17 protein-coding genes are annotated in these 18,839 nt (G+C 72.9%); 6 read left to right on the top strand and 11 right to left on the bottom strand.

The genetic code is table 11. The features are described from left to right. Positions 1-1,482: a hypothetical protein gene (locus ACI782_RS05565; RefSeq protein WP_456906934.1), complete on the top strand. Its 1,482-nt coding sequence runs from the start codon at positions 1-3 to the stop codon at positions 1,480-1,482. A 62-nt stretch (positions 1,483-1,544) separates the two neighbouring features. On the opposite strand, the gene ACI782_RS05560 is transcribed toward ACI782_RS05565, so the two are convergent. Further along, entirely contained in the window at positions 1,545-2,795 is a 1,251-nt protein-coding gene (locus ACI782_RS05560; protein WP_456906932.1) for a hypothetical protein, read from the bottom strand. 68 nt (positions 2,796-2,863) lie between these two features. Next, complete coding sequence (locus ACI782_RS05555; protein WP_456906930.1) at positions 2,864-4,279, bottom strand: dipeptidase; 1,416 nt, start codon at positions 4,277-4,279, stop codon at positions 2,864-2,866. Positions 4,280-4,347: 68 nt separating this feature from the next. Between ACI782_RS05555 and ACI782_RS05550 the strand changes: the two genes are divergently transcribed. Continuing rightward, positions 4,348-5,646 (top strand): radical SAM protein, encoded by a 1,299-nt coding sequence (locus ACI782_RS05550; protein ID WP_456906928.1) that lies wholly within the window; start codon positions 4,348-4,350, stop codon positions 5,644-5,646. A gap of 318 nt (positions 5,647-5,964) precedes the next feature. Here the strand turns inward: ACI782_RS05550 and ACI782_RS05545 are convergent, their stop codons facing one another. After that, positions 5,965-7,392, bottom strand: coding sequence for an FAD-binding oxidoreductase (locus ACI782_RS05545; protein ID WP_456906926.1), 1,428 nt, complete (start codon positions 7,390-7,392; stop codon positions 5,965-5,967). 95 nt (positions 7,393-7,487) lie between these two features. Here ACI782_RS05545 and ACI782_RS05540 point away from each other — a divergent pair, with 95 nt between their 5' ends. After that, positions 7,488-8,222 (top strand): winged helix-turn-helix transcriptional regulator, encoded by a 735-nt coding sequence (locus ACI782_RS05540; RefSeq protein WP_456906924.1) that lies wholly within the window; start codon positions 7,488-7,490, stop codon positions 8,220-8,222. A 414-nt stretch (positions 8,223-8,636) separates the two neighbouring features. Beyond that, positions 8,637-9,086, top strand: a complete 450-nt coding sequence (locus ACI782_RS05535; protein WP_456906922.1) for a PGPGW domain-containing protein — start codon at positions 8,637-8,639, stop codon at positions 9,084-9,086. A 319-nt stretch (positions 9,087-9,405) separates the two neighbouring features. Here ACI782_RS05535 and ACI782_RS05530 read toward each other — a convergent pair whose 3' ends face one another. Both ACI782_RS05530 and ACI782_RS05525 read right to left on the bottom strand, forming a co-directional pair. Next, the gene (locus ACI782_RS05530) at positions 9,406-11,928 is read right to left on the bottom strand and encodes a hypothetical protein (protein WP_456906920.1); all 2,523 of its coding nucleotides are present in this window, start codon (positions 11,926-11,928) and stop codon (positions 9,406-9,408) included. 10 nt (positions 11,929-11,938) lie between these two features. Further along, entirely contained in the window at positions 11,939-12,616 is a 678-nt protein-coding gene (locus ACI782_RS05525; protein WP_456906918.1) for a hypothetical protein, read from the bottom strand. Between the two features lie 320 nt (positions 12,617-12,936). On the opposite strand from ACI782_RS05525, the gene ACI782_RS05520 reads away from it, so the two are divergent. Further along, positions 12,937-13,701 carry an esterase/lipase family protein gene (locus ACI782_RS05520; RefSeq protein WP_456906916.1) on the top strand — a complete coding sequence of 255 codons (765 nt, stop codon included), beginning with the start codon at positions 12,937-12,939 and terminating at the stop codon, positions 13,699-13,701. 167 nt (positions 13,702-13,868) lie between these two features. Here ACI782_RS05520 and ACI782_RS05515 read toward each other — a convergent pair whose 3' ends face one another. From ACI782_RS05515 to ACI782_RS05495, 5 genes are all read right to left on the bottom strand, one after another. Further along, on the bottom strand, positions 13,869-14,975 hold the full coding sequence (locus ACI782_RS05515) for a lysophospholipid acyltransferase family protein (protein WP_456906914.1): 1,107 nt from the start codon (positions 14,973-14,975) through the stop codon (positions 13,869-13,871). Between the two features lies 1 nt (position 14,976). Then, complete coding sequence (locus ACI782_RS05510; protein WP_456906912.1) at positions 14,977-15,843, bottom strand: patatin-like phospholipase family protein; 867 nt, start codon at positions 15,841-15,843, stop codon at positions 14,977-14,979. 141 nt (positions 15,844-15,984) lie between these two features. Beyond that, entirely contained in the window at positions 15,985-16,401 is a 417-nt protein-coding gene (locus tag ACI782_RS05505) for an ATP-binding protein (RefSeq protein ID WP_456906910.1), read from the bottom strand. Next, positions 16,391-16,726 (bottom strand): STAS domain-containing protein, encoded by a 336-nt coding sequence (locus tag ACI782_RS05500; protein ID WP_456906908.1) that lies wholly within the window; start codon positions 16,724-16,726, stop codon positions 16,391-16,393. Before ACI782_RS05500 ends, ACI782_RS05505 begins: the two co-directional genes overlap by 11 nt. Continuing rightward, positions 16,723-17,232, bottom strand: a complete 510-nt coding sequence (locus tag ACI782_RS05495) for a hypothetical protein (protein ID WP_456906906.1) — start codon at positions 17,230-17,232, stop codon at positions 16,723-16,725. Before ACI782_RS05495 ends, ACI782_RS05500 begins: the two co-directional genes overlap by 4 nt. A gap of 166 nt (positions 17,233-17,398) precedes the next feature. On the opposite strand from ACI782_RS05495, the gene ACI782_RS05490 reads away from it, so the two are divergent. Then, positions 17,399-18,352, top strand: coding sequence for a glycoside hydrolase family 26 protein (locus ACI782_RS05490; protein WP_456906904.1), 954 nt, complete (start codon positions 17,399-17,401; stop codon positions 18,350-18,352). A 129-nt stretch (positions 18,353-18,481) separates the two neighbouring features. Here the strand turns inward: ACI782_RS05490 and ACI782_RS05485 are convergent, their stop codons facing one another. Beyond that, positions 18,482-18,766, bottom strand: coding sequence for a hypothetical protein (locus ACI782_RS05485; RefSeq protein WP_456906902.1), 285 nt, complete (start codon positions 18,764-18,766; stop codon positions 18,482-18,484). Positions 18,767-18,839 lie beyond the last annotated feature (73 nt).

The following is an 18,839-nucleotide window of genomic DNA, read 5'->3' as shown; positions in this document are numbered from 1 at the left end:
GTGGGGCAAGAGGTCCAGGCCCGGACGTTCTCGCGCGCGGACCGCCTGCGTTACCGGGAGAAGCTGCGGCAGTGCCTGGACGTGTTCGGCCGCATGCTCAACGAGTCGAAGTTCGACTTCGAGCGGCCGCTGACGGGCACGGAGATCGAGTTCAACCTGGTCGACGCCCGGCAGGACCCGGCGATGCGCAACGAGGAGGTCCTCGCCGCGATCGCCGACGAGGTGTTCCAGGCGGAGATGGGCCAGTTCAACATCGAGATGAACGTGCGCCCCAGCACCCTGGCCGGGGCGGCCGCCGCGGACCTCGAGACCGAGCTGCGGGCCAGCCTGAACCAGGCCGAGGACCGCGCCCGGGACATCGGGGCGCACATCGTCATGATCGGCACGCTGCCGACGCTCTGGCCCGAGCACCTCACCGGTGACGCGATCACCGCCCACCCTCGGTACGCCCTGATCAACGAGCAGATCTTCGCCGCGCGGGGTGAGGACCTGCACATCTCCATCGACGGTCCCGAGCGGCTGGACCTGCACGCCGACACGATCGCGCCGGAGGCCGCCTGCACCAGCACCCAGTTCCACCTCCAGGTGAGCCCGCAGGACTACGCGGCCCACTGGAACGCGGCGCAGTGCATCGCCGGCGTCCAGGTGGCGCTCGGCGCGAACTCGCCCTTCCTGTTCGGCAAGGAGCTCTGGCGCGAGACGCGCATCGCGCTGTTCGAGCAGGCGACCGACACCCGGCCGCAGGAGCTCAAGGAGCAGGGCGTCCGCCCCCGGGTGTGGTTCGGCGAACGGTTCATCACCTCGGTGTTCGACCACTTCGAGGAGAACGTGCGCTACTTCCCGGCCCTGCTCCCGGTCTGCGACGAGGAGGACCCGGCCGCCGTCCTGGACCGCGGCGGCATCCCGCGGCTGTCCGAGCTGCGGATGCACAACGGGACCATCTACCGCTGGAACCGGCCGGTGTACGACATCCACGAGGGCCGGCCGCACCTGCGGGTCGAGAACCGGGTGCTGCCGGCCGGCCCGACCATCGTCGACGTGTTCGCCAACGGCGCCTTCTACTACGGGCTGCTGCGCACCCTCGCGACCCAGGACCGGCCGGTGTGGTCGCAGATGTCGTTCGCCACGGCCGAGGAGAACTTCACCGAGGGGGCGCGGCACGGCATCCACGCCCAGCTGTACTGGCCGGGGCTCGGCACCGTGCCGGTCACCGAGCTCGTGCTGCGCCGGCTGCTGCCGATGGCGCAGCAGGGCCTGGCCGAGTGGGACGTCGACACCGCGGTCGTCGACCGGCTGCTCGGCGTCGTCGAGCGACGCTGCACCGCCTACCGGAACGGCGCGGAGTGGCAGGTCGAGACGTTCCACCGGATCGACCGCGAGCGGCAGCCGCTGGACCGGCGCGACGCCCTGCGGGAGGTGCTGCAGCGCTACAGCGAGCTCATGCACGCCAACATCCCAGTCGCCGACTGGCCTCTGGACTAGCGCCCGGCCCCTCTGCCGGGGCCCGCCGCGAGCCTGCGAGCGGAGGGGGGCAGAGGGGTCCTTCAGCTGCTCAGGCGGTTCTCCTCGTCGCGCATCCACATGCCGAGCAGCCCCCGGTAGTGCTCGACGAAGTGGTCGTGCTCGTGTGCCGGGAACGTCGACCGCACCGTGTCGACGAGGAGCCGGTCGAAGTCGGGGCTGCGGACCCAGTCGAGCACCACCGCGTCGAGGTGGGCCAGGCGGCTGGCGCAGAAGTCCGCGTACGCCTCCACCTGGAAGTACTCGTCGGCCAGACCCCGGTAGGCGCGGAGCTTCTCGGTGTAGTCCAGGTCGGACCGGTCGGCGATGTCGAAGTAGCGACGGGTGTCCAGGTCGTACCGCGGCCTCCGTCCGGTGGACGTGCAGTAGACCGACCAGCGGACCAGCGCCTTCAGCGCCCAGGGGAAGTAGTAGTGCAGGCTGGTCAGCGCGATGTCCGGGCACGCGTTGGCGTAGTCGATCGGGTAGACGACGCCGTCCCGGATGAGCGTCTCGCAGGAGTTGAACTCCCAGCGGAAGAAGGCGTTGACCAGCCGCCCGATGGTGACGGTCTCCTCGCCCGTGGCCGCGTCGAGGAAGCCGTGCGCGACCGAGTACCGGCCGTGCATCGGCTGGTCGGGGTCGAACTTCATGACCATGGTCTCGGGGCCGATCGACAAGCTCCGCGCGAACACCTCGTACCCGGCGACCGCCTTCTGCAGGTGCATCAGCCGCTGCCCGGAGGCGTCGTATGCCCGCTGCAGCTCCTCGGGGTTGCGGATCATCGTGACCCCCACCCACGCGCCCCCGTCGTACGGCTTCATGAACAGCGGATAGCCCATGCGCTCGGCGATCGCCCCCAGGTCGAACGGCCGGTTGTACTTCTCCGCCGTGTACGCGTACTTGGCGTGGTCGGGCGGGTCCTTGTACGGCACCAGCACCGTGTCCGGCACGTGCAGCCCCAGCCGCAGCATGGCGCAGTACGCCGCGTGCTTCTCCATGCTCTGGAAGGTGAAGGGGCTGTTGAGCAGGTAGACGTCGTCCATGAGCGCGGCCTTCTTCAGCCACTCACGGGGGTGGTAGTACCAGTAGGCCAGGCGGTCGATGACCAGGTCGTAGCGCGGCTTGGCGCACAGGTCGAACGGCTCCACCGTGATCCGCTCGGTGTCGTAGTGGTGAGCGTCGCCGGTCCCGTCGTGCACGGTGCCGAGGCGGCGCACGATCGCCTCGAAGGCGGTGGGCCAGTCCTCCTCGGTCCCGAGCAGCAGCCCGATGAGGTGCCGGTGGTCGGACATCGACGCTCCTCCAACGGTGGCGGGGCCTCCCGGTTCGCCTCAGTGACCTGGGCGGACGCGGACGGATCCTAAGTCCGGCGAGGGATGCCTGCGAGTTCGCGCCACAGGTGCGCAGCCGCCTCGGCCCCGCGGTGCAGCATGGGCAGCAGCACCCGCTCGTTGGGCGAGTGGATCCGGTCGGTGGGCAGCCCCGCACCCAGGAACAGCAGCGGAGCGCCGAGCTCCTCGACCAGGTCGGCCTCCGGTCCGCTGCCGCCCTCGCGCAGGTAGAGCACCTCGTCGGGATCGCCGTCCCAGGCCTGGGCGATCGCCCGCCGCAGGGCGGCCATGCCGGGCGAGTCGAGGTCGCTGGCGCACGGAGCGACGCCGGCCTTCTCGATCAGCACGTCGGCGGTGACCCCCTCGGGCAGCCGCTGGTCGACCCAGGCGCGGACCTGGTCGGCGATGTCTGCAGGTGCCTGGTCGGCCACCAGCCGGAAGCTGATCTTCGCGTGCGCCTCGGCCGGGATGATCGTCTTGTGACCCGGGCCCTGATAGCCGCCCCACATGCCGTTGACCTCCGCGGTGGGCCGGGCGCCGGTGCGTTCCAGGGTGCTGAACCCGGCTTCTCCGTACGCCGCGGAGCCCGCCGCCGGCCCGGCCAGCCACGCCTGCTCGTCGAACGGCACCCGGCCCATCAGCTCGCGCTCGCGGTCGGACAGCGGGCGGACCTTGTCGTAGAAGCCGGGCAGCGTGACCCGGCCCTCCTCGTCGTGCAGGCTCGCCAGCAGCTCGGCCATGGCGTGCAGGGGGTTGGCGACGGCGCCGCCGAAGGACCCGGAGTGCAGGTCGACCCCCGGCCCGCGGAGAGTGATCTGCGCACCGGCCAGCCCGCGCATCGAGACGACGGCGCTGGGGAGATCGGGAGCGGCCATGCCCGTGTCGCTGACGACGACGACGTCGCAGTCCAGCCGGGCCCGCCGCTCCTCCAGCAGCGCGGCGAGGTGCGGGGACCCGGACTCCTCCTCGCCCTCGACGAGCAGTTTCACGGTCACGGCCGGGGTGTCCCGACCGGTCGCGGCGAGGTGGGCGCGCATGCCGAGCAGGTGCATGGCGACGTTGCCCTTGTCGTCGATCGCGCCGCGGGCGTGCAGCTCCGGGCCGTCCGGCCCTTCGACGACCGTCGGCTCGAACGGCGGGTGGACCCACAGCTCCAGCGGGTCGACCGGCTGCACGTCGTGGTGCCCGTACACGAGCGCGACCGGGGCTCCGGAGTCGCCCGACGGCCACTCGGCGTAGACCGCGGGCGCGCCGGGCGTCGGCCAGATCTCGACCGTCGGGAAGCCGACCCGGCGCAGCGCCTCGGCCAGCCACTCGGCGCTGCGGGCGACGTCGGAGGCGTGCGCGGGATCGGCGGAGATCGACGGGATCCGCAGCCAGGCGTCGAGATCGGCGTGCAGGTCGTCGCGGCGCGCGGTCACGAACTCGCGCTCGGGGCTGGTCACGACCCCCGACCGTAGCCCGCTGCCGACGACGTCCCGCTGCCGTCCACCGTCACGGCGACGGGTGGTCCATGTCGACGTCGGCGCTCCCTGCTTCGACGCGGGCGTGGACCGACGCGCCCCGGCGGCCGCTCGAACCTCCGTCGAGCGCCGACGGCGATCAACGGGGACGAATCGCCGCACCCGAGCCCTGTCCGGTGGCCGACCGAGCCGCGGACACGCCTCTCCGCCGACTCACACAGCGCCCTGGGAGACGCAGCGGTAGCTTCGACTGCCGAGCCGGCCAACCACCTCCCCCCGATCCGACCCCGCGCAGTTCGACGGTCTCCTGGCGAGAAAGGCGCTCAGACATGCCCAGCGCCCCCGGGTCCCTCAGTTCCCCTCCCCTGCCGCGTCACTTGCAGTTGGAGGTGACGTCGGCGTGCAACCTGTCGTGCGCCATGTGCCTGGTCAGCTACCGACCGGCGGTCAACCGGACCCACGGGGCGATGCCGATCGAACTGTTCCGGCGACTGGTGGACGGCACCCCGGGACTGACGCGGCTGACCCTGCAGGGGCTCGGTGAGCCGCTGCTGCAGCCGCACCTGCTCGAGATGGTCGCGTACGCCAAGGAGCGGGGCATCGAGGTCGGGTTCAACAGCAACGCGATGCTGCTGACGCGCGACCGAGCGGAACGCCTCGTCGCGCTCGGGCTGGACTGGCTGCACGTCTCCCTCGACGGCGCCACTGCCGAGACCTACGAGGGCATCCGGGCCGGCGCGGAGTTCGACAGGGTCGCCCGGAACCTGCGCGGTCTGCAGGCGGCGAAACGAGCGGCCGGGGCGGACAAGCCGTGGGTACGGGTGGTGTTCGTGGCCATGCGACGAAACGTGCGCGAACTGCCCGATCTCGTGCGGCTGCTCGCCGAGTGGGAGGTCGATGAACTGCACGTGCAGGACCTGTCGCACGACTTCGGGGACACCGATCCGGCAGGCGGCTACGCCGAGATCCGGGCGTTCGCCCACGCCGAGTCTCTCGAGCACGTCGCTCCGGCCGACGTCGCAACCGTCTTCGCGGCGGCCCGGGACCAGGCCGAGCGCTGCGGCGTGCGCCTGCGGCTGCCCACTCCGTACGGGCAGCCGCCGGTTCGCGAACCCGGCGAGCCCGGCTGCAGCTGGCCCTGGGACGCGGCCTACATCACGAGCTCCGGCTCGGTCCAGCCGTGCTGCATGGTCATGGGCGACGACCGGGTGTCGATGGGGAGCCTGACCGATGCCGACCTCGCCGAGATCTGGACCGGCGAGGCATATGCGGAGTTCCGCACTGCTCTGCTCACCGACACCCCACCCCCGGTGTGCGCCGGCTGCTCGTTGTACCGCGGCCGGTTCTGACCCCTGATCGACACGAACGGGCGGCGCAGGTACGTGCTCGGCCGCGGCTGCCGTGGGCGGTCGTCATCCGGTGTCTGCGCCGCCGCTCCACCGCTGGGATGCGGGGCACCGTGAGCGACTGGATGCGTGAGTGCGGGGTCGCCCAGTTGCCGTGCCTCCGACCGCCTCACCGCGTCAGGCGTGTGCGCGTGTACCGAGTGGCCCCTCGGGCACACAGACGCGATGTCCCGGGACCCGGGCCAGGGTCCCGGGACATCGCTCATTGCTGCCCTGGTGCTGCGTTGTTCCGGATGGGGCCGAGGTCAGGCCGCGCCCCGTTCACTCGGGCCGGATGTTCTGGTTGACGTGGAAGGCGTTGTCGGGGTCGTACTTCGCCTTGACATCGACGAGCCGCTGGAAGTTCTCGTCGTCGCTGTACGCCTCTCGAACACGGGCGGTGCCTTCGTCGGCGTCCAAGAAGTTGACGTAGACGCTGGCGGCGCGGTGTGGCTCGAGCGCTTCGAGGAATCCCCGCACCCATGACGTCTCGGCCGCTGCGAGCTCGTCGGACTCTTCGGGGAGCCATGCGCCGTCGATCACGAGGTTGTGGGCGACGTCGCGTCCCGCGTAGGCGGTGGCATCCCGCGGGATTCGAGCGACCGCGCCCCCGGAGTGGAACATCGCCGCGTACGTCCGCGGCGAGTTGGCGGCGTAGGCGTGACCGGCGATGACGTTGATCGCGTCGTCGGAGAGTCCGTCGAGGTTCGTGGCCTTCCAGTAGTAGTGCCAACCGTGGGGCACGGTGTCGTCGAGGCTTCGCTGATGGTCGACGTACGGCTTGGGTGAGATCAGGTCGATCAGCGGCGACCCGAACCCGCGGAGGTCCTGCACAGCCCGCTCGCCGTCCTCGACAGCGCCCGCGTAGCAGCACCCGACGGCGATCGCAGGCCGCCAGTGCAGCTCCTCGGGGATGACCGGCAGCGGCGGGATGGTGCCGAGCCGGACGACGGTGCCGAGCTCGTCGGCAGCCCCGGATGTGAAGTCCCGGTAGAAGCGCAGCACGTCGGCGGTGTCGTCGGCCGCCCAGAAGACGGGCCCCGCCGTCACCACCGGGCCGACCCGGTGCAGCGCGAACTGGAAGGACGTGACGACGCCGAAGTTGCCGCCGCCCCCTCGGAGCGCCCAGAACAGGTCGGGGTGCTCATGGGTGGACGCCCGGACGATGCGGCCCTCGGCGGTGACCACCTCGGCGGCGAGCAGGTTGTCGATGGCCAGCCCGTGCTTGCGCATGAGCCAGCCGATGCCCCCGCCCGTGGTCAGCCCGCCGACACCGGTGTGGCCCACGATGCCCCCCGTCGTGGCCAGCCCGTGGGCCTGCGTCTCGTGGTCGACATCGCCCCACAGGGCGCCCCCCTGCACCCGGGCGGTACAGCCGGCCGGGTCGACCCACACAGCCCGCATCGAGGCGAGGTCGACGACGATGCCGTCGTCGCACACCGCGGTGCCCGCCACGTTGTGGCCCCCGCCTCGTACGGCGATCTCGAGGTCGTGGTCCCGGGCGAAGCGCACGGCCGCGGCCGCGTCCGCGGCCCCACTGCACCGGGCGATGACCTCGGGACGCCGCTCGATCATGCCGTTCCACACAGCTCGGGCCGTGTCGTACTCGGCGTGGCCGGCGGCGATCAGCTCGCCTCGGAACCCGTCGATCTCCATCGTGGCCACCTCCTCACGCAGTCGACCGACGTGCTCGCCGGCCGGTGTCGTCACGGATGCCGACGGCGTCATCGGACCACCGCGGATCGCGGCTGTGGAGTCAAGAATCTGGACTTCCCCGCCGCTGACCGGAGCGCGACAGTGGCGGTGTGCGGACGTACGGCCAGTACTGCCCCATCGCTCGTGGCGCCGAGATCTTCGCCGAGCGCTGGACGCCGCTGATCATCCGCAACCTGCATCTCGGGTGCGGGAGCTTCTGCGAGATCCTGGAGGGCGCGCCCGGGCTCTCCCGCACCCTGCTCTCGCAGCGACTCAAGCACCTCGAACGGCTGGGCATCGTCGAGTCGGCAGTCAAGCCTGACGGGCGCGGGCGCCACTACGAGCTCACACCCTCGGGTCACGACCTGTTCGCTGTCTGCATGTCGCTCGGCGAGTGGGGCGCCCACTGGCTCGAGATCGCCCCTGAGCACCTCGACCCCTTCGTGGCGCTGTGGTCGATGTGCAACGCACTCCGTCGCGACCGGCTCCCTGAGACACGCGTCGTCATCCGCTTCGACTTCACGGGTCGCGCTCGCCACGAGCGGTACTGGCTGATCATCGAGTACGGCGACACCGAGATCTGCAAGGAGTACCCCGGACTCGACGAGGACCTGTACGTCACGGCTGAAGCCGAGGCCTTCGTCAAGTGGCACGCAGGCCAGCTCAGCTGGGCCGAGGCCTGTCGCGACAGCCGCATCCAGCTCCACGGTCCATCTCAGCTCGTCAGGGCCTTCCCCAGCTGGAACGCCCGCAGCGCGTTCGCCCACATCAAGCCGGTCTCACAGTCAGCTACGGGCTCGGCCGGCCGGGCGCTGTCGGCGGTGGATCGGGGATCCCACGCATGATCGTCAGCCTCGACCCCGGCCAGTAGCACGTCTACGAGCCCCATGTGGACCGCCGCCTCCGCGACGCTCGGGTCCGTGCCGACGTCCACGCCTCATCGACGGACCTCCACCGTCATACGGCGAGTCGTGTGCGTGTGCAGCGTGTCGCCCCTCGGCACCGGCTCGCCCGGGACTCCTGCAGTTCAGGAACCCGGGGTGTTCTCCTCTCGGGGCGGGTGCCCTCATCATGACGCCCCGCGCCTCTCGGATCCGCTCCGGACCCCGGAGGTGAGCGGGACCGGATCGCGGAGATGGGTCCGAGCCGCGGGCTCGCCGACCACGCGGGCCGCAGTGGCGCCGTTCGGGCTGCCGGCGGGTCGCGCCGGGGCCGGGTGTGTCGCATGCCGACCGGGTCGGTCGGGCATCACCTGGGGTGTGAAGACCGCTGTGGTCGCCGTCCTCGGCGGCGTGCTGACCCTCGCCGGCATCGCACTGCTCGTCCTCCCCGGTCCCGGTTTCGTGCTGGTCGCCGCCGGCCTCGCCGTGCTGGCCACGCGGTTCCCCTGGGCGAAGAAGCCGTTGGACTACGCCAAGGACAAGGCGAAGCAGGGTGTCGAGGAGGTCGCACAGAGCCCGTGGCGGGCTGCCGGTGCGGTGCTGGCCGCGCTGGTGCTCGTCGTGCTGGGCGTACTCGCCCTCATGGGGGTGGACCTGCCGTTCGTGAACGCGTTCACCGCCGTCGTGCTCATCGTCTCCGGGCTCTTCCTGATCGGGACGGTGCTCTTCGCGCGGCGCCAGGAGAAGCTGGCACGAGCCCGGACGCATCGCCCGGCCGGCGGGCGCGGCCCGGCCGGCGCCCACGGGGCCGCGTTCCACGGCAACTGAGCCCCGCGGCGTCGAGAGCCCGCGGTCGTCGGCCGTGGGCCTCCGTCGGCACCCGGAGTCTGGAGTGTCCGCCGAGAACGCGTAGAGCGACCACCTACCGGGACAGCCGGGTCGTGCCGCAGCGGGGACCCCACCCGGGACGGGACGGGTCACGTCGTGAGCCATGCGACGGCCGTCCCGTTCGACCCGCCCGCGATCGTGCCCGGTGCCGGGGCGGTGTCCGCACAGAACCCGGCCGCCGCAGCGCCACGAGAGCCGGCGCCGACGCGATCGGCGGCGCAACCCGCCGACGGCAGACCTCCCCCGCGCAGCATGCGACTCAGTCCGTGGCGCCGGCCGTCGTCGGTGTGGGTTCGGCCGGAGCGGCGCCGCCTGCGGGTGCCGTGGCGGTCGGCTCGGCGGCCGGTGAGCCGGTCGCGTCCTCCTCCTCAGCCGTGGTCGACGGAACCGGTTCAGGCGTGGCCGACGCGGTCGACAGGGCCGGTTGGGGCGCGGTCCCGGTCTCCTCCGCAGGCGCGGGCTCGTCAGTGTCGGGGGTCGACGTGCCGCCGCCCGCGGACTCGGTCTCACCCGCGGACCCCGCTCCCGGGTCGGTCGGTGCGGCGTCCCCCGCAACCGGGGGCGCCTCGGTCGCGGACCGCTGGACGACGCCGAGGAACCGCTCCTCGAACCGTTTGAGCCGCCCCTGCAGCTCGGAGAGCGGCGCGCCCTCGATCTGCTCACCGAACTGTCGCAGCTCGTCCCAGATCGCGGCGAGCTCGCGCGCCGCCTCCCCATCGAGCGGTCCTGGCACGCTGACCACGAGCTGCGTCGCCAGCGCGTAGGTCACGCAGTCGATGCAGGCGTAGTTGACGGCGACCGCCACGTTCTCCGGCACGACGACGTCGACCGACCCGAGCAGGACGACGACCTGGAAGGCCACGGCCACGGTGCGGCAGCCGGTGCAGGCGGCCAGGGCGTAGGCCTCGTTGCGGTTCGACGCGATGTCGTCCTCGACCCACACGAAGGAGAACGAGACGTCGTAGCGCACCGAGCCGTCCTCGGTGTTGACGGCGAGTGCCTGGTTGTCGCCGTCGCCGGGCGGCAGCGGCCGATCGACGGGGATCACCCACGTGGGCGCGTCGACCGCCGCCCCAGCGGACGCCGGGCCGGGGTCCTCGCCGGCGGATCCCTCGGGGGCCGGGTCCTCGGCGGCAGAGTCCTCAACAGGGGGGTCCCCGGCGACGGGGTCCTCGGCAGTGGGGCCCTCGGCAGAGCTCTGGGCTGCAGGCGTGAGCACGAGCGCGAGGGCGGGGCTGTCCGCCGTGGGCAGCGGTCCCTCGTCGGGCCAGATGGTCAGCGCCTGCCCGAGGTCGCCCTCCGCCGCTCCCAGCTCACCGCTGCTGGCGGCGGGGACGGCGTCCAGCACCGTGCCGCCCTCGTACGACCGGATCGGGCGGTACCGGTCCCCCTCGGGCCACCAGGCCCAGACCAGGCCGGCGAGCACAGCCGCGGCGACCGCGACGGCGACCGCGCGCACCAGCGGCCGCCCGGCGGTGCGCCGGCGGACGCCGGCCACCGCGCGCACGAGCACCCGGCCCAGGACGAGCGCCAGTCCCAGCAGCGGGATGACCAGCGCGACGATCCCGAGCCCTCGGGCGAGCACGCCGAGTATGTCGCCGTCCTCGAACGCGGCGCCCAGCAGGGACGCCTGGCGCTGCACACCGGACCACGCCGTGGCGAGCAGCCGCGGCAACGCGACCACCATCAGCAGCAGCGAGACTGACATGAGCGGGACGACCAGCAGGACCCACAGGATGACGACTGCCCGTGCCCACGGCTTCAGCGCTGTCGCCTCGGGCTGCCGCCACCGGCCGGGCAACAGCCCGGAGAGCACGGGGCCGATCCGCTGGTAGAGGTCCGGCACCCCGGTGACGTCGGCGAGCACGTGGTAGCCGTCGAAACGCAGGAGCGGGGCGAGTTGGCGGACCATCTGCAGGATCTGCGTGGCCACCAGCAGCAACACCGCGTGCCAGCCGCTGAGCCACCAGACGGCGAACGACAGCAGGACGACGATCGCGTTGAAGTACAGGCCGCCCAGGTCGGTCCGCACCCGCCCAGCCCGGCCGAGCCGGTAGCTGTCGGTGACGTCGGTGTAGAAGGCCGGCCAGAAGAGGTGGACACCGAAGCCCATCGCGCCGGGGGTGGCACCGCCGTAGCGCGCGGCTGCGGCGTGCCCGAACTCGTGGAATCCCGCCGAGAGGACCGTCAGCGCGACCACGGCGAGGAACAGGCTCGGGACCGCGAACGCCTGCGCAGCGGCCGCCGCCAGGCCCTCGTGGAAGAGCACCCAGTGGGAGACCGCGCCGAAGGCGAGCACCACCGGGACCACGACGAGCGGCGAGAACAGCACGGCGAACGGCGTGGTCAGCCGGCGGGTGCGCGCCGGATCGGTGACCGCGCGCCGGAACCGCAGCGCGAGCAGCGGGTTCGCCTTCTCCACGCGGGGCTGGCTGCCGTCGGCCAGGCGGAGCAGCCCCAGGGGCCGCAACGACCGCTCGGCCAGCTGCCGGACGTCGTCGGGCCGGACCAGCCGGCCGGTCGCTGCCCCTACCGCCTCGGCGACCTCGCCGACGGTCCGCCGTCCGTCGACCGCGGCGAGCACGGTGTACAGCAGCGGGGTCAGGGTGACGACCTGACCGTCACCGCGGCGGGTCAGTGCCGGGGGACGCCGGTAGCCGGAGCCGGGGACCTCGCCGAGCAGTTCCACGCCGTCGGCGTGCGTGAGCACCTCGCCGTCGGTCCCCGCCGCCGCGCGCGCGGCGACGGGGACGGCGATCGGGCGGGTGCGCGGATCGGTCATCCGCGGGCCGTCACTGGTCGATGGACGACTGCTGGTCGGCTGTCGCGGTCGCGTCGGCGTTGATGTCCTGCGTGATGATCGCGTCCTGCTGGGCGACCGCGACCGCCTCCGAGCCGACCGAGCCGACGTTCGCCGCGACGGCCGCGTCGATCGGGGCGGCGACGTTGGCGTTGGCGGCCACCGCGCCGGCGATCGGCGCGGCGATGTCGGCGTCGGCGTTCAGGTCCACGTCCACGTCGAGCAGATCGCCGGAGAGCGCATCGCCGACCTCGGTGGTGCCCGCGCCGCCGTCCGGGGCCGTGGGGGCGGGCACAGCCGCCGCATCGCCGCTGGGCACGGCCGCGTCACCGGCCGCCGCGTCGTTGCCGACCTGGTCGATCGTCGAGTCCTGCGGCGCGGTCGCCGTGGCCTCACCGGTGATGCCCTGGTCGATCAGGGCCCCCTGGTCGGCGAGGGCCTGGGCGGTCGAGTCCGTGGAGAGCACGTTGGCGGCGACCGCGGCGTCGATCGGGGCGGCGACGTTGGCGTTGGCGGCCACGGCCAGGTCGATCGGTGCCGCGGCGTCGATGGCCAGATCGAGGTCGGCGTTGAGGTCGAGCAGCGAGACGACCTCCTTGTCGGGCAGCGGCGCGGCGGTCTCGGCGGCGAGTTCCTCGGGCGAGAGCGGACGTGGGTCCTGCTGGGGCACGGCTCCTCCTCCAGATCGGCAGCGGAGCCGGGCCCTTCCCCGGTGCCCGGCAACCGAAACCGCAGGTCAGCCGTACGGGCGATCAGCAGCCGCCGTCCCCGGCACGACCCAGCCGCCAGTGGCCCTCGGGACCGACGTGCGCGTGCCCGCACCGGCCTCGGCCGAGGCGGGACCAGTCGGCGGGTCCGATCGGGCTCAGCGGACGAAGGGCGCCGTGCACGAGACTGCACTCGGGCGACCTCGAGCCGCAGGCGTGTGCGTGTGCAGTTCCGCAGTGCACGGTCGACGAGACGTCGACGCCGTCCGGGGATGCTGTCCGGGTGACCCCGACCCTGCGCGTCCCCTCCCGGACCCGACTCCTCACCGAGGCACCGCGGGCCGGACTGGACCTCGCAGCACTCCTGACGACCTGGCCGCTGCTCACGACGGCGCGCCGGGGCGACGGCCATCCCGTCCTGGTCCTGCCGGGACTGCTCGCCGGCGATCCGGCCACCCTGCTCCTCCGCAACGTGCTGCGCGCCCTCGGCCACAACGTCTCCGGCTGGAGCCTGGGTACGAACCGGGGTAGCACGGGGCGCGTCGTCCGGGAACTGCGCGCACGCGTCGCCGAGTTGCGCCGGGACTCGGGACGGCGGGTGAGCCTGGTCGGCTGGAGCCTCGGCGGGCTGTACGCCCAGGAGCTGGCCAGAGCGACCCCGGGGAGCATCCGCGGGATCGTCACTCTCGGGAGCCCGGTGGTCCGCGGGGCTCCGTGGCTGCGGACTGCGTCGCGCATCGTCGACCGGACGGCCCACGTGTCTCGCGGCGTCGCGACACTGCCCCGGCCGTGGGCCGAGCGCGGCTCACTCCGCGTGCCCGCGACCTCGGTGTACACCCGGGCGGACGGCATCGTCCACTGGTCCTGGTGCACGTACGAGCCGCGGCCACGACGGGAGAACGTCGAGGTGCGTGGCAGCCACCTCGGCCTGGCGCACAACCCGGCGGTGCTGTGGCTGCTGGCCGACCGACTCGGGATGCCCGAGACGGCCTGGCAGACCTTCAGGCCGCCACTGGCCCTCCGCCCGCTCTTCCCCACGGGCCGGTAGCTGTCGGTTCGCGTCCGCCTGCGGTCGGCCCAGGCACGGGTGTCGGGTCGACTCCTCAGCCCGGAGGGAACGGCACCGACCAGGGACACGTCAGCCGGCCGACGTGCCCGGCCTCGTCCCGCGGAGTCGCCCGTGGCCCGAGCACCGGCAGACCGGATCGGCCCGCCTCATGAACGGGCCCGTCGGCGGGGCGCCGGCCATCGACCATCGGCTCGGACCCCGGCTGGTCGCTCGCCACCGTCCTGCGCCGGTTCCTGTCGCCGAGTGGTCTCGATCCACTCGTCGATGGCCTCCCACCAGTGGTAGAGCCAGTCGGGCTGCTCGGTCTCGTCGCGCGGGACGTCGGTGGCCGGGACGAACCACCAGCGCAGGTGCAGGGTCTTGTCCATCGGCAGGTTCCGCCACAGGTCGCGCACCGTGCTCAGGTGTTCCAGCCCGGTGTGCGCGACGAACACGACATCGGCGTGCGGGGCTGCGCGCAGCGCCGCGACGACCCCGGCCGGACGCGGCGGTAGCACGTGCTGCATCGCCTCGGCCCGGCGGACCGCGGACGCCAGCCCTCGGTCGCGCAGCCGCTGGATGGCCCGGAACCGCCGCTGGGGGGTGAAGTTGGCGCCCTCGGGGAAGATCAGCAGCGCGTCCTCCTCGCCCAGGTCGCGGGCGAGGTCGGCGATGGCCTCCTCGGAGCGGTGTCGCCCGGCCGGATCTGCCGGGACGAAGTGGTTGGGCAACCGGTTGAGGAAGACGTCGATCACCGGGTCCAGCTGCAGCACGTCCTTGAGCACGATCCGCGGCTGGCGCAGGTGGTCCCGGTTCATCAGCGTGTGCACGAGCAGGAACGAGTCGCCCGGACCAGCGTGGCGAGAGAGCACGACCATCGCGTTCGTCGAGCCGGGCACCCCGTCGTCCAGCGGCGACCAGGACGTGCCGTCGGTGACCAGGCTCAGGGTGAACAGTCGCTGCGCCACCCGCATGAGCACGTCGAGCAGGAGGCGCAGGACGGTGTAGTGGGCCGCCCGGGACGACGGCGAGTCCAGCCGCCGGCCGAAGCCGCTGAGCGCCCACAGCGCCCCCGCCGCCGCGAGACCGACCACCTCGATCCCCAGGTACACCAGCGCGAAGCACAACAGCCGCAGCGCCCGCCAGCGCCCCGGCAACCACACCGAGACGACCACCGCCACGACCACGAGCGCCGGAAGCAGGACGACCGCGGCCACCAGGGCGCCGACGAGGAGCGGACCGGTGATCCGGCGCACGCGGCGGGGCGGGAGCATCTCAGGCCACTCCGTCCTCGGCCGCGCCGATCCGGTCGAGATGGTGGCCGGCCGCGACGTGGGCCTGCTCGATCCGGGCGGGCACGCCGGAGAAGTCGCGGTAGCGCAGGTTCCCGGCCCCAGGCGGGGACGCGTCACCCGAGGGCAGCACGTGCACCGCGACACCCGGTGGCAGCGCGGCGAGGTCCGCGGCGAACCGGTGCCGTCGGGCGATCTCGAAGGCGACCAGCGCCACCTCCCAGGGCCGGGTGGGCGGGCGGAGCGGACGGTCGATCCGCCCGACGTGCAGCACGTAGATCGTGTCGGCGCCGAGCGCCACGGCCCGGCCGACCGGGATGCTGTGCACCAGCCCCCCGTCCAGGTAGTGCTCACCGTCGAGCTCCACCGGCGGCAGCAACCCGGGGACGGCGCAGGAGGCGAGCACCGCTTGGACCAGGGCTCCGTCGGTGAACCACTGCTCGGCAGCCCGCTCGATGCTGGCCGCGACACACTGGAACGGGACCTGCAACTCGGCGAACTGCACCGGCAGCTGGCCCTCCAGCAGGTCCCGCAGTGGCTCCCGCGGGTGCAGGTGGGTGCGTGTCCGCACCAAGGTGGTCATCCGGGACAGCACGGACCCGGCGAAGACCCGCCGGGCTGCCAGCGCCTCCCACAGGCCGCGCAACCGGCCCACTGCTCTCGGCCCCGGATCGGCGGCGACCAGCGCGCCGTTGATCGCGCCCACCGACGTCCCCACGATCAGGTCCGGGCGGACGTCGTGCTCGAACAGCGCCTGCAGCATCCCGACCTCGGCCGCGCCGAGCACTCCCCCGCCACCGAGGACGAATGCCGTACTGCCCCGTCCGACGGGCACCCGCGGCGAGGCCATGGCCGCATCGTGCCACCGGCCACGGGAGGCGAGCAGCTCGACGGGCGCCCGGAGCGGCGGTCTGCCCCGGCACGGTCCGGACGCCGCGGGCGCGGGGGCGGCCGGGCTCCCGCCGCGGGGTCCGGCGCTGCACGCCGCCGCTCAGGTGTCCAGACGCCACCGCACGATCCGCCAGTGGTTCGTCGAGCCCTCACGCCGGTAGTTGAGCTCGTGCACCGCGGCCAGTGCCAGTGCGAGACCGCGCCCCGACTCGGCGAGGTGAGACGGCAGCTGCGCACCGTCCAGCTCCACGTCGACCCGCTTCCCGCCGTCGCGGAACTCGGCCTGGAGACGGCCGGGTCGCGCGACCACCTCCAGCTCGAAGTCGATGGGCTCGCCATCGGTGGCGTGCCGGATGATGTTGCCGGCGATCTCGGTGACCGCGATCTCGAACCGCGTGCGGTCCACCTCCGGGACGTCGCCGTGCTCGAGCCACAGGCGCTCGAGCAGCGCGTGCACGCTCTCCAGGGACGCCGGCTCGGTCGACGCGGTCAGGCGGATGCCGCCCTCATCCGTCACGCAGGGCTCCCTCGACCGTGTCGTGCGGGCGGAGGACCCGGTCGAGGTTGGTGAGCTGGAGGACGGTGGCCACCTGGGGACCCACCCGTGCGATCCGGAGGTCACCACCGGCCTGGCGCGCCTTCTTGAGGCCGCCGATGATGGCCCCCAGGCCGGAGGAGTCGATGAACTCGCAGGCGCCGAGGTCGACGATGATCCGCACCCGCTTGGCCTCGACCGCCTCGGCGACCGCGGCGCGCAACTGGGGCGCCGTGACCATCGTCAGCCGGCCACGGGGCCTGAGCACGGCCGAGTTCCCGGCGTCCTGCACATCCACCTCGATCACACTGCCTCCTCCTGTCGCACCGGTCCTCGATAGCGCCCCGCCCGGATGATCACGCTGAGCACGACGAGGTCGTAGAGCACCCACACCACGTTGATCCAGGTCCCCTGCGCCGTCGGCGCCAGCCCCAGCCACAGACGGACCAGCCCGACGACCAGCGCGGCCACGAGGAGCACGATCGCCACGAGCTGCGCCCGGATCAGCCGCCACGGGAACCCCCCGCTGTCCTGCCGGGTCTTCGGCGTCACCACGAAGCCGAGGCTGCGCCCGAAGAACACGCTGCCGATCGCCGTCGTGCACGCCCGGATCCAGAGCGGGAAGAGCGCGAGGCTGTACTGCTGCCCGCGCCAGGTCCTGATGCCGTAGCCCACGACCAGGAAGAGCAGCTGGGTCGCGAGCAGGTACGGGACGAGCCGGACGGCGAAGTCGCCACCGAAACTCTGCACCGGCCGGATGCCGAAGAAGAGGTAGAGCACCGGCGCCGCTGCCCGGACACGGGCGTCCTCCACGGCCGGTCCCGGAGGAACCGGTACCGCGCACACGCCGATCGACCCCACTCCTGCCTCCCCGTTGACCCCGACACGCCGCGTTCCGGCGACACGCCCACCGATGAGGCGGTCTCGGCGGCCGGTCGGCTCGTTCGCCCGCCGACGGGAGGGGTGGTACCAACGGGCGGTGCACCCGACCCGGCTGTGGACGACCGTCGGCGTGCTGACACTCCTGCCGGTCCTCGGACCGGCCGGCTGTGGTCGGGCCGAACCGATCACGCTCGGTGTCGCGGCCGACGACGTGACGGCCCTGGACTCGTTCTCGGACATCGCCGGCGCGCCGGTCGGGGTGTACCAGTGGTACCAGGCGTGGGCGGGGCGACCACCGCTGGACACCGCGCGGGCCGATGCGGTCGCGGCGCGGGGGGCCCTGCCGCTGCTGACCTGGGAGCCCTGGACCCCCGGAGCGGGGGTCGAACAGCCCGAGTTCTCGCTGTCGAGCATCGGGGGCGGCGTCCACGACGACTACGTCCGGGCCTTCGCCCGGCAGGTGCGCGCCCATGGCGGGCCGCTCGGGCTCCGCTTCCTCCACGAGGTGAACGCGCCGCACTACCCGTGGTCGGTCGGTGTCAACGGGAACGTCGCGCGCAAGGCCGTGGCGGCCTGGCACCACGTGCGGCAGCTCTTCGACGAGCAGGGGGCGGACAACGTCGTCTGGGTGTGGTCGGTCAACGTCCACGCTCCCGGCACGACGTCCTTCGAGCCCCTCTACCCGGGTGACGACTCGGTCCACTGGGTGGCCGTCGACGGCTACAACGGCGGAACGGCCCTGCCGTGGGGCGGCTGGCGCAGCCCGGAGGAGGTCTTCGGGGAGTCGCTGGCAGACCTGCGGCGTCTGGCGGACCGCCCTCTTGCCATCACCGAGACGGGGTCGTCGGAGGAGGGCGGGGACAAGGCCGCGTGGACGGAGGCGCTGTTCGACCTCGCGGTCGAGGGGGGCGTCTCCGTCGTCATCTGGTTCCAGTACGACAAGGAGACCGACTGGCGCGCGAACAGCTCACCCGCCGCTGCGGACGCCCTCCGCCGTTCGGCCACCGTGCCCGGACGCATCACCGCCTCGTGGCCGGCCGGCGACCGCTGACGGCATGCCGGACCCTCGCACTCAGGACGGCGGGACGTCGGCCGAGCCGGCTGCAGGTCGATGCGGGGGCCCGCCCCGCCCTCTCGCGTCTCGACGACGGGGCGGGCCCGGGAGGCGTGCGCCGCCCGGTCAACCGGCCGCCGCGCGCGCGGCCTCGTCGATCAACCGGGCGACGGCGCCGGGCTGGGAGACCGTCACGGCGTGGGAGGCGCCGGCCTCGACGGTCTGCGACCTCGCCCGCCCGGCCATGAACCGCTGGGCCCGGGCCGGGACGGCGAGGTCCTGGACCGTGACCACGTCCGCGAGGTGGACGATCACGCCGTGCCAACGGGACGAGTCGGCGAAGGCACCGTGGACGAGCACCATCGTGGGCTTCGTCGCGTCCGGGACGCGAACCGTGGTGCTGACGGGCACGGGGGTCCCTCTCCGGTCGTGGGCGGTGAGCCCCCGGTCCGACACCGCAGCCCGGGAGCTGCGGGCCCGCGGG

This window comes from Geodermatophilus sp. SYSU D00703, assembly GCF_054050155.1.
This window is presented reverse-complemented; position numbering and strand designations above follow the sequence as displayed.

Coding starts and splice junctions, on each gene's coding strand:
- ACI782_RS05560 (WP_456906932.1), bottom strand. CDS start 2,795: ATGTCCGACCACCGGCACCTCATCGGGCTGCTGCTCGGGACCGAGGAG.
- ACI782_RS05550 (WP_456906928.1), top strand. CDS start 4,348: ATGTCGACGTCGGCGCTCCCTGCTTCGACGCGGGCGTGGACCGACGCG.
- ACI782_RS05530 (WP_456906920.1), bottom strand. CDS start 11,928: ATGACCGATCCGCGCACCCGCCCGATCGCCGTCCCCGTCGCCGCGCGC.
- ACI782_RS05515 (WP_456906914.1), bottom strand. CDS start 14,975: ATGCTCCCGCCCCGCCGCGTGCGCCGGATCACCGGTCCGCTCCTCGTC.
- ACI782_RS05510 (WP_456906912.1), bottom strand. CDS start 15,843: ATGGCCTCGCCGCGGGTGCCCGTCGGACGGGGCAGTACGGCATTCGTC.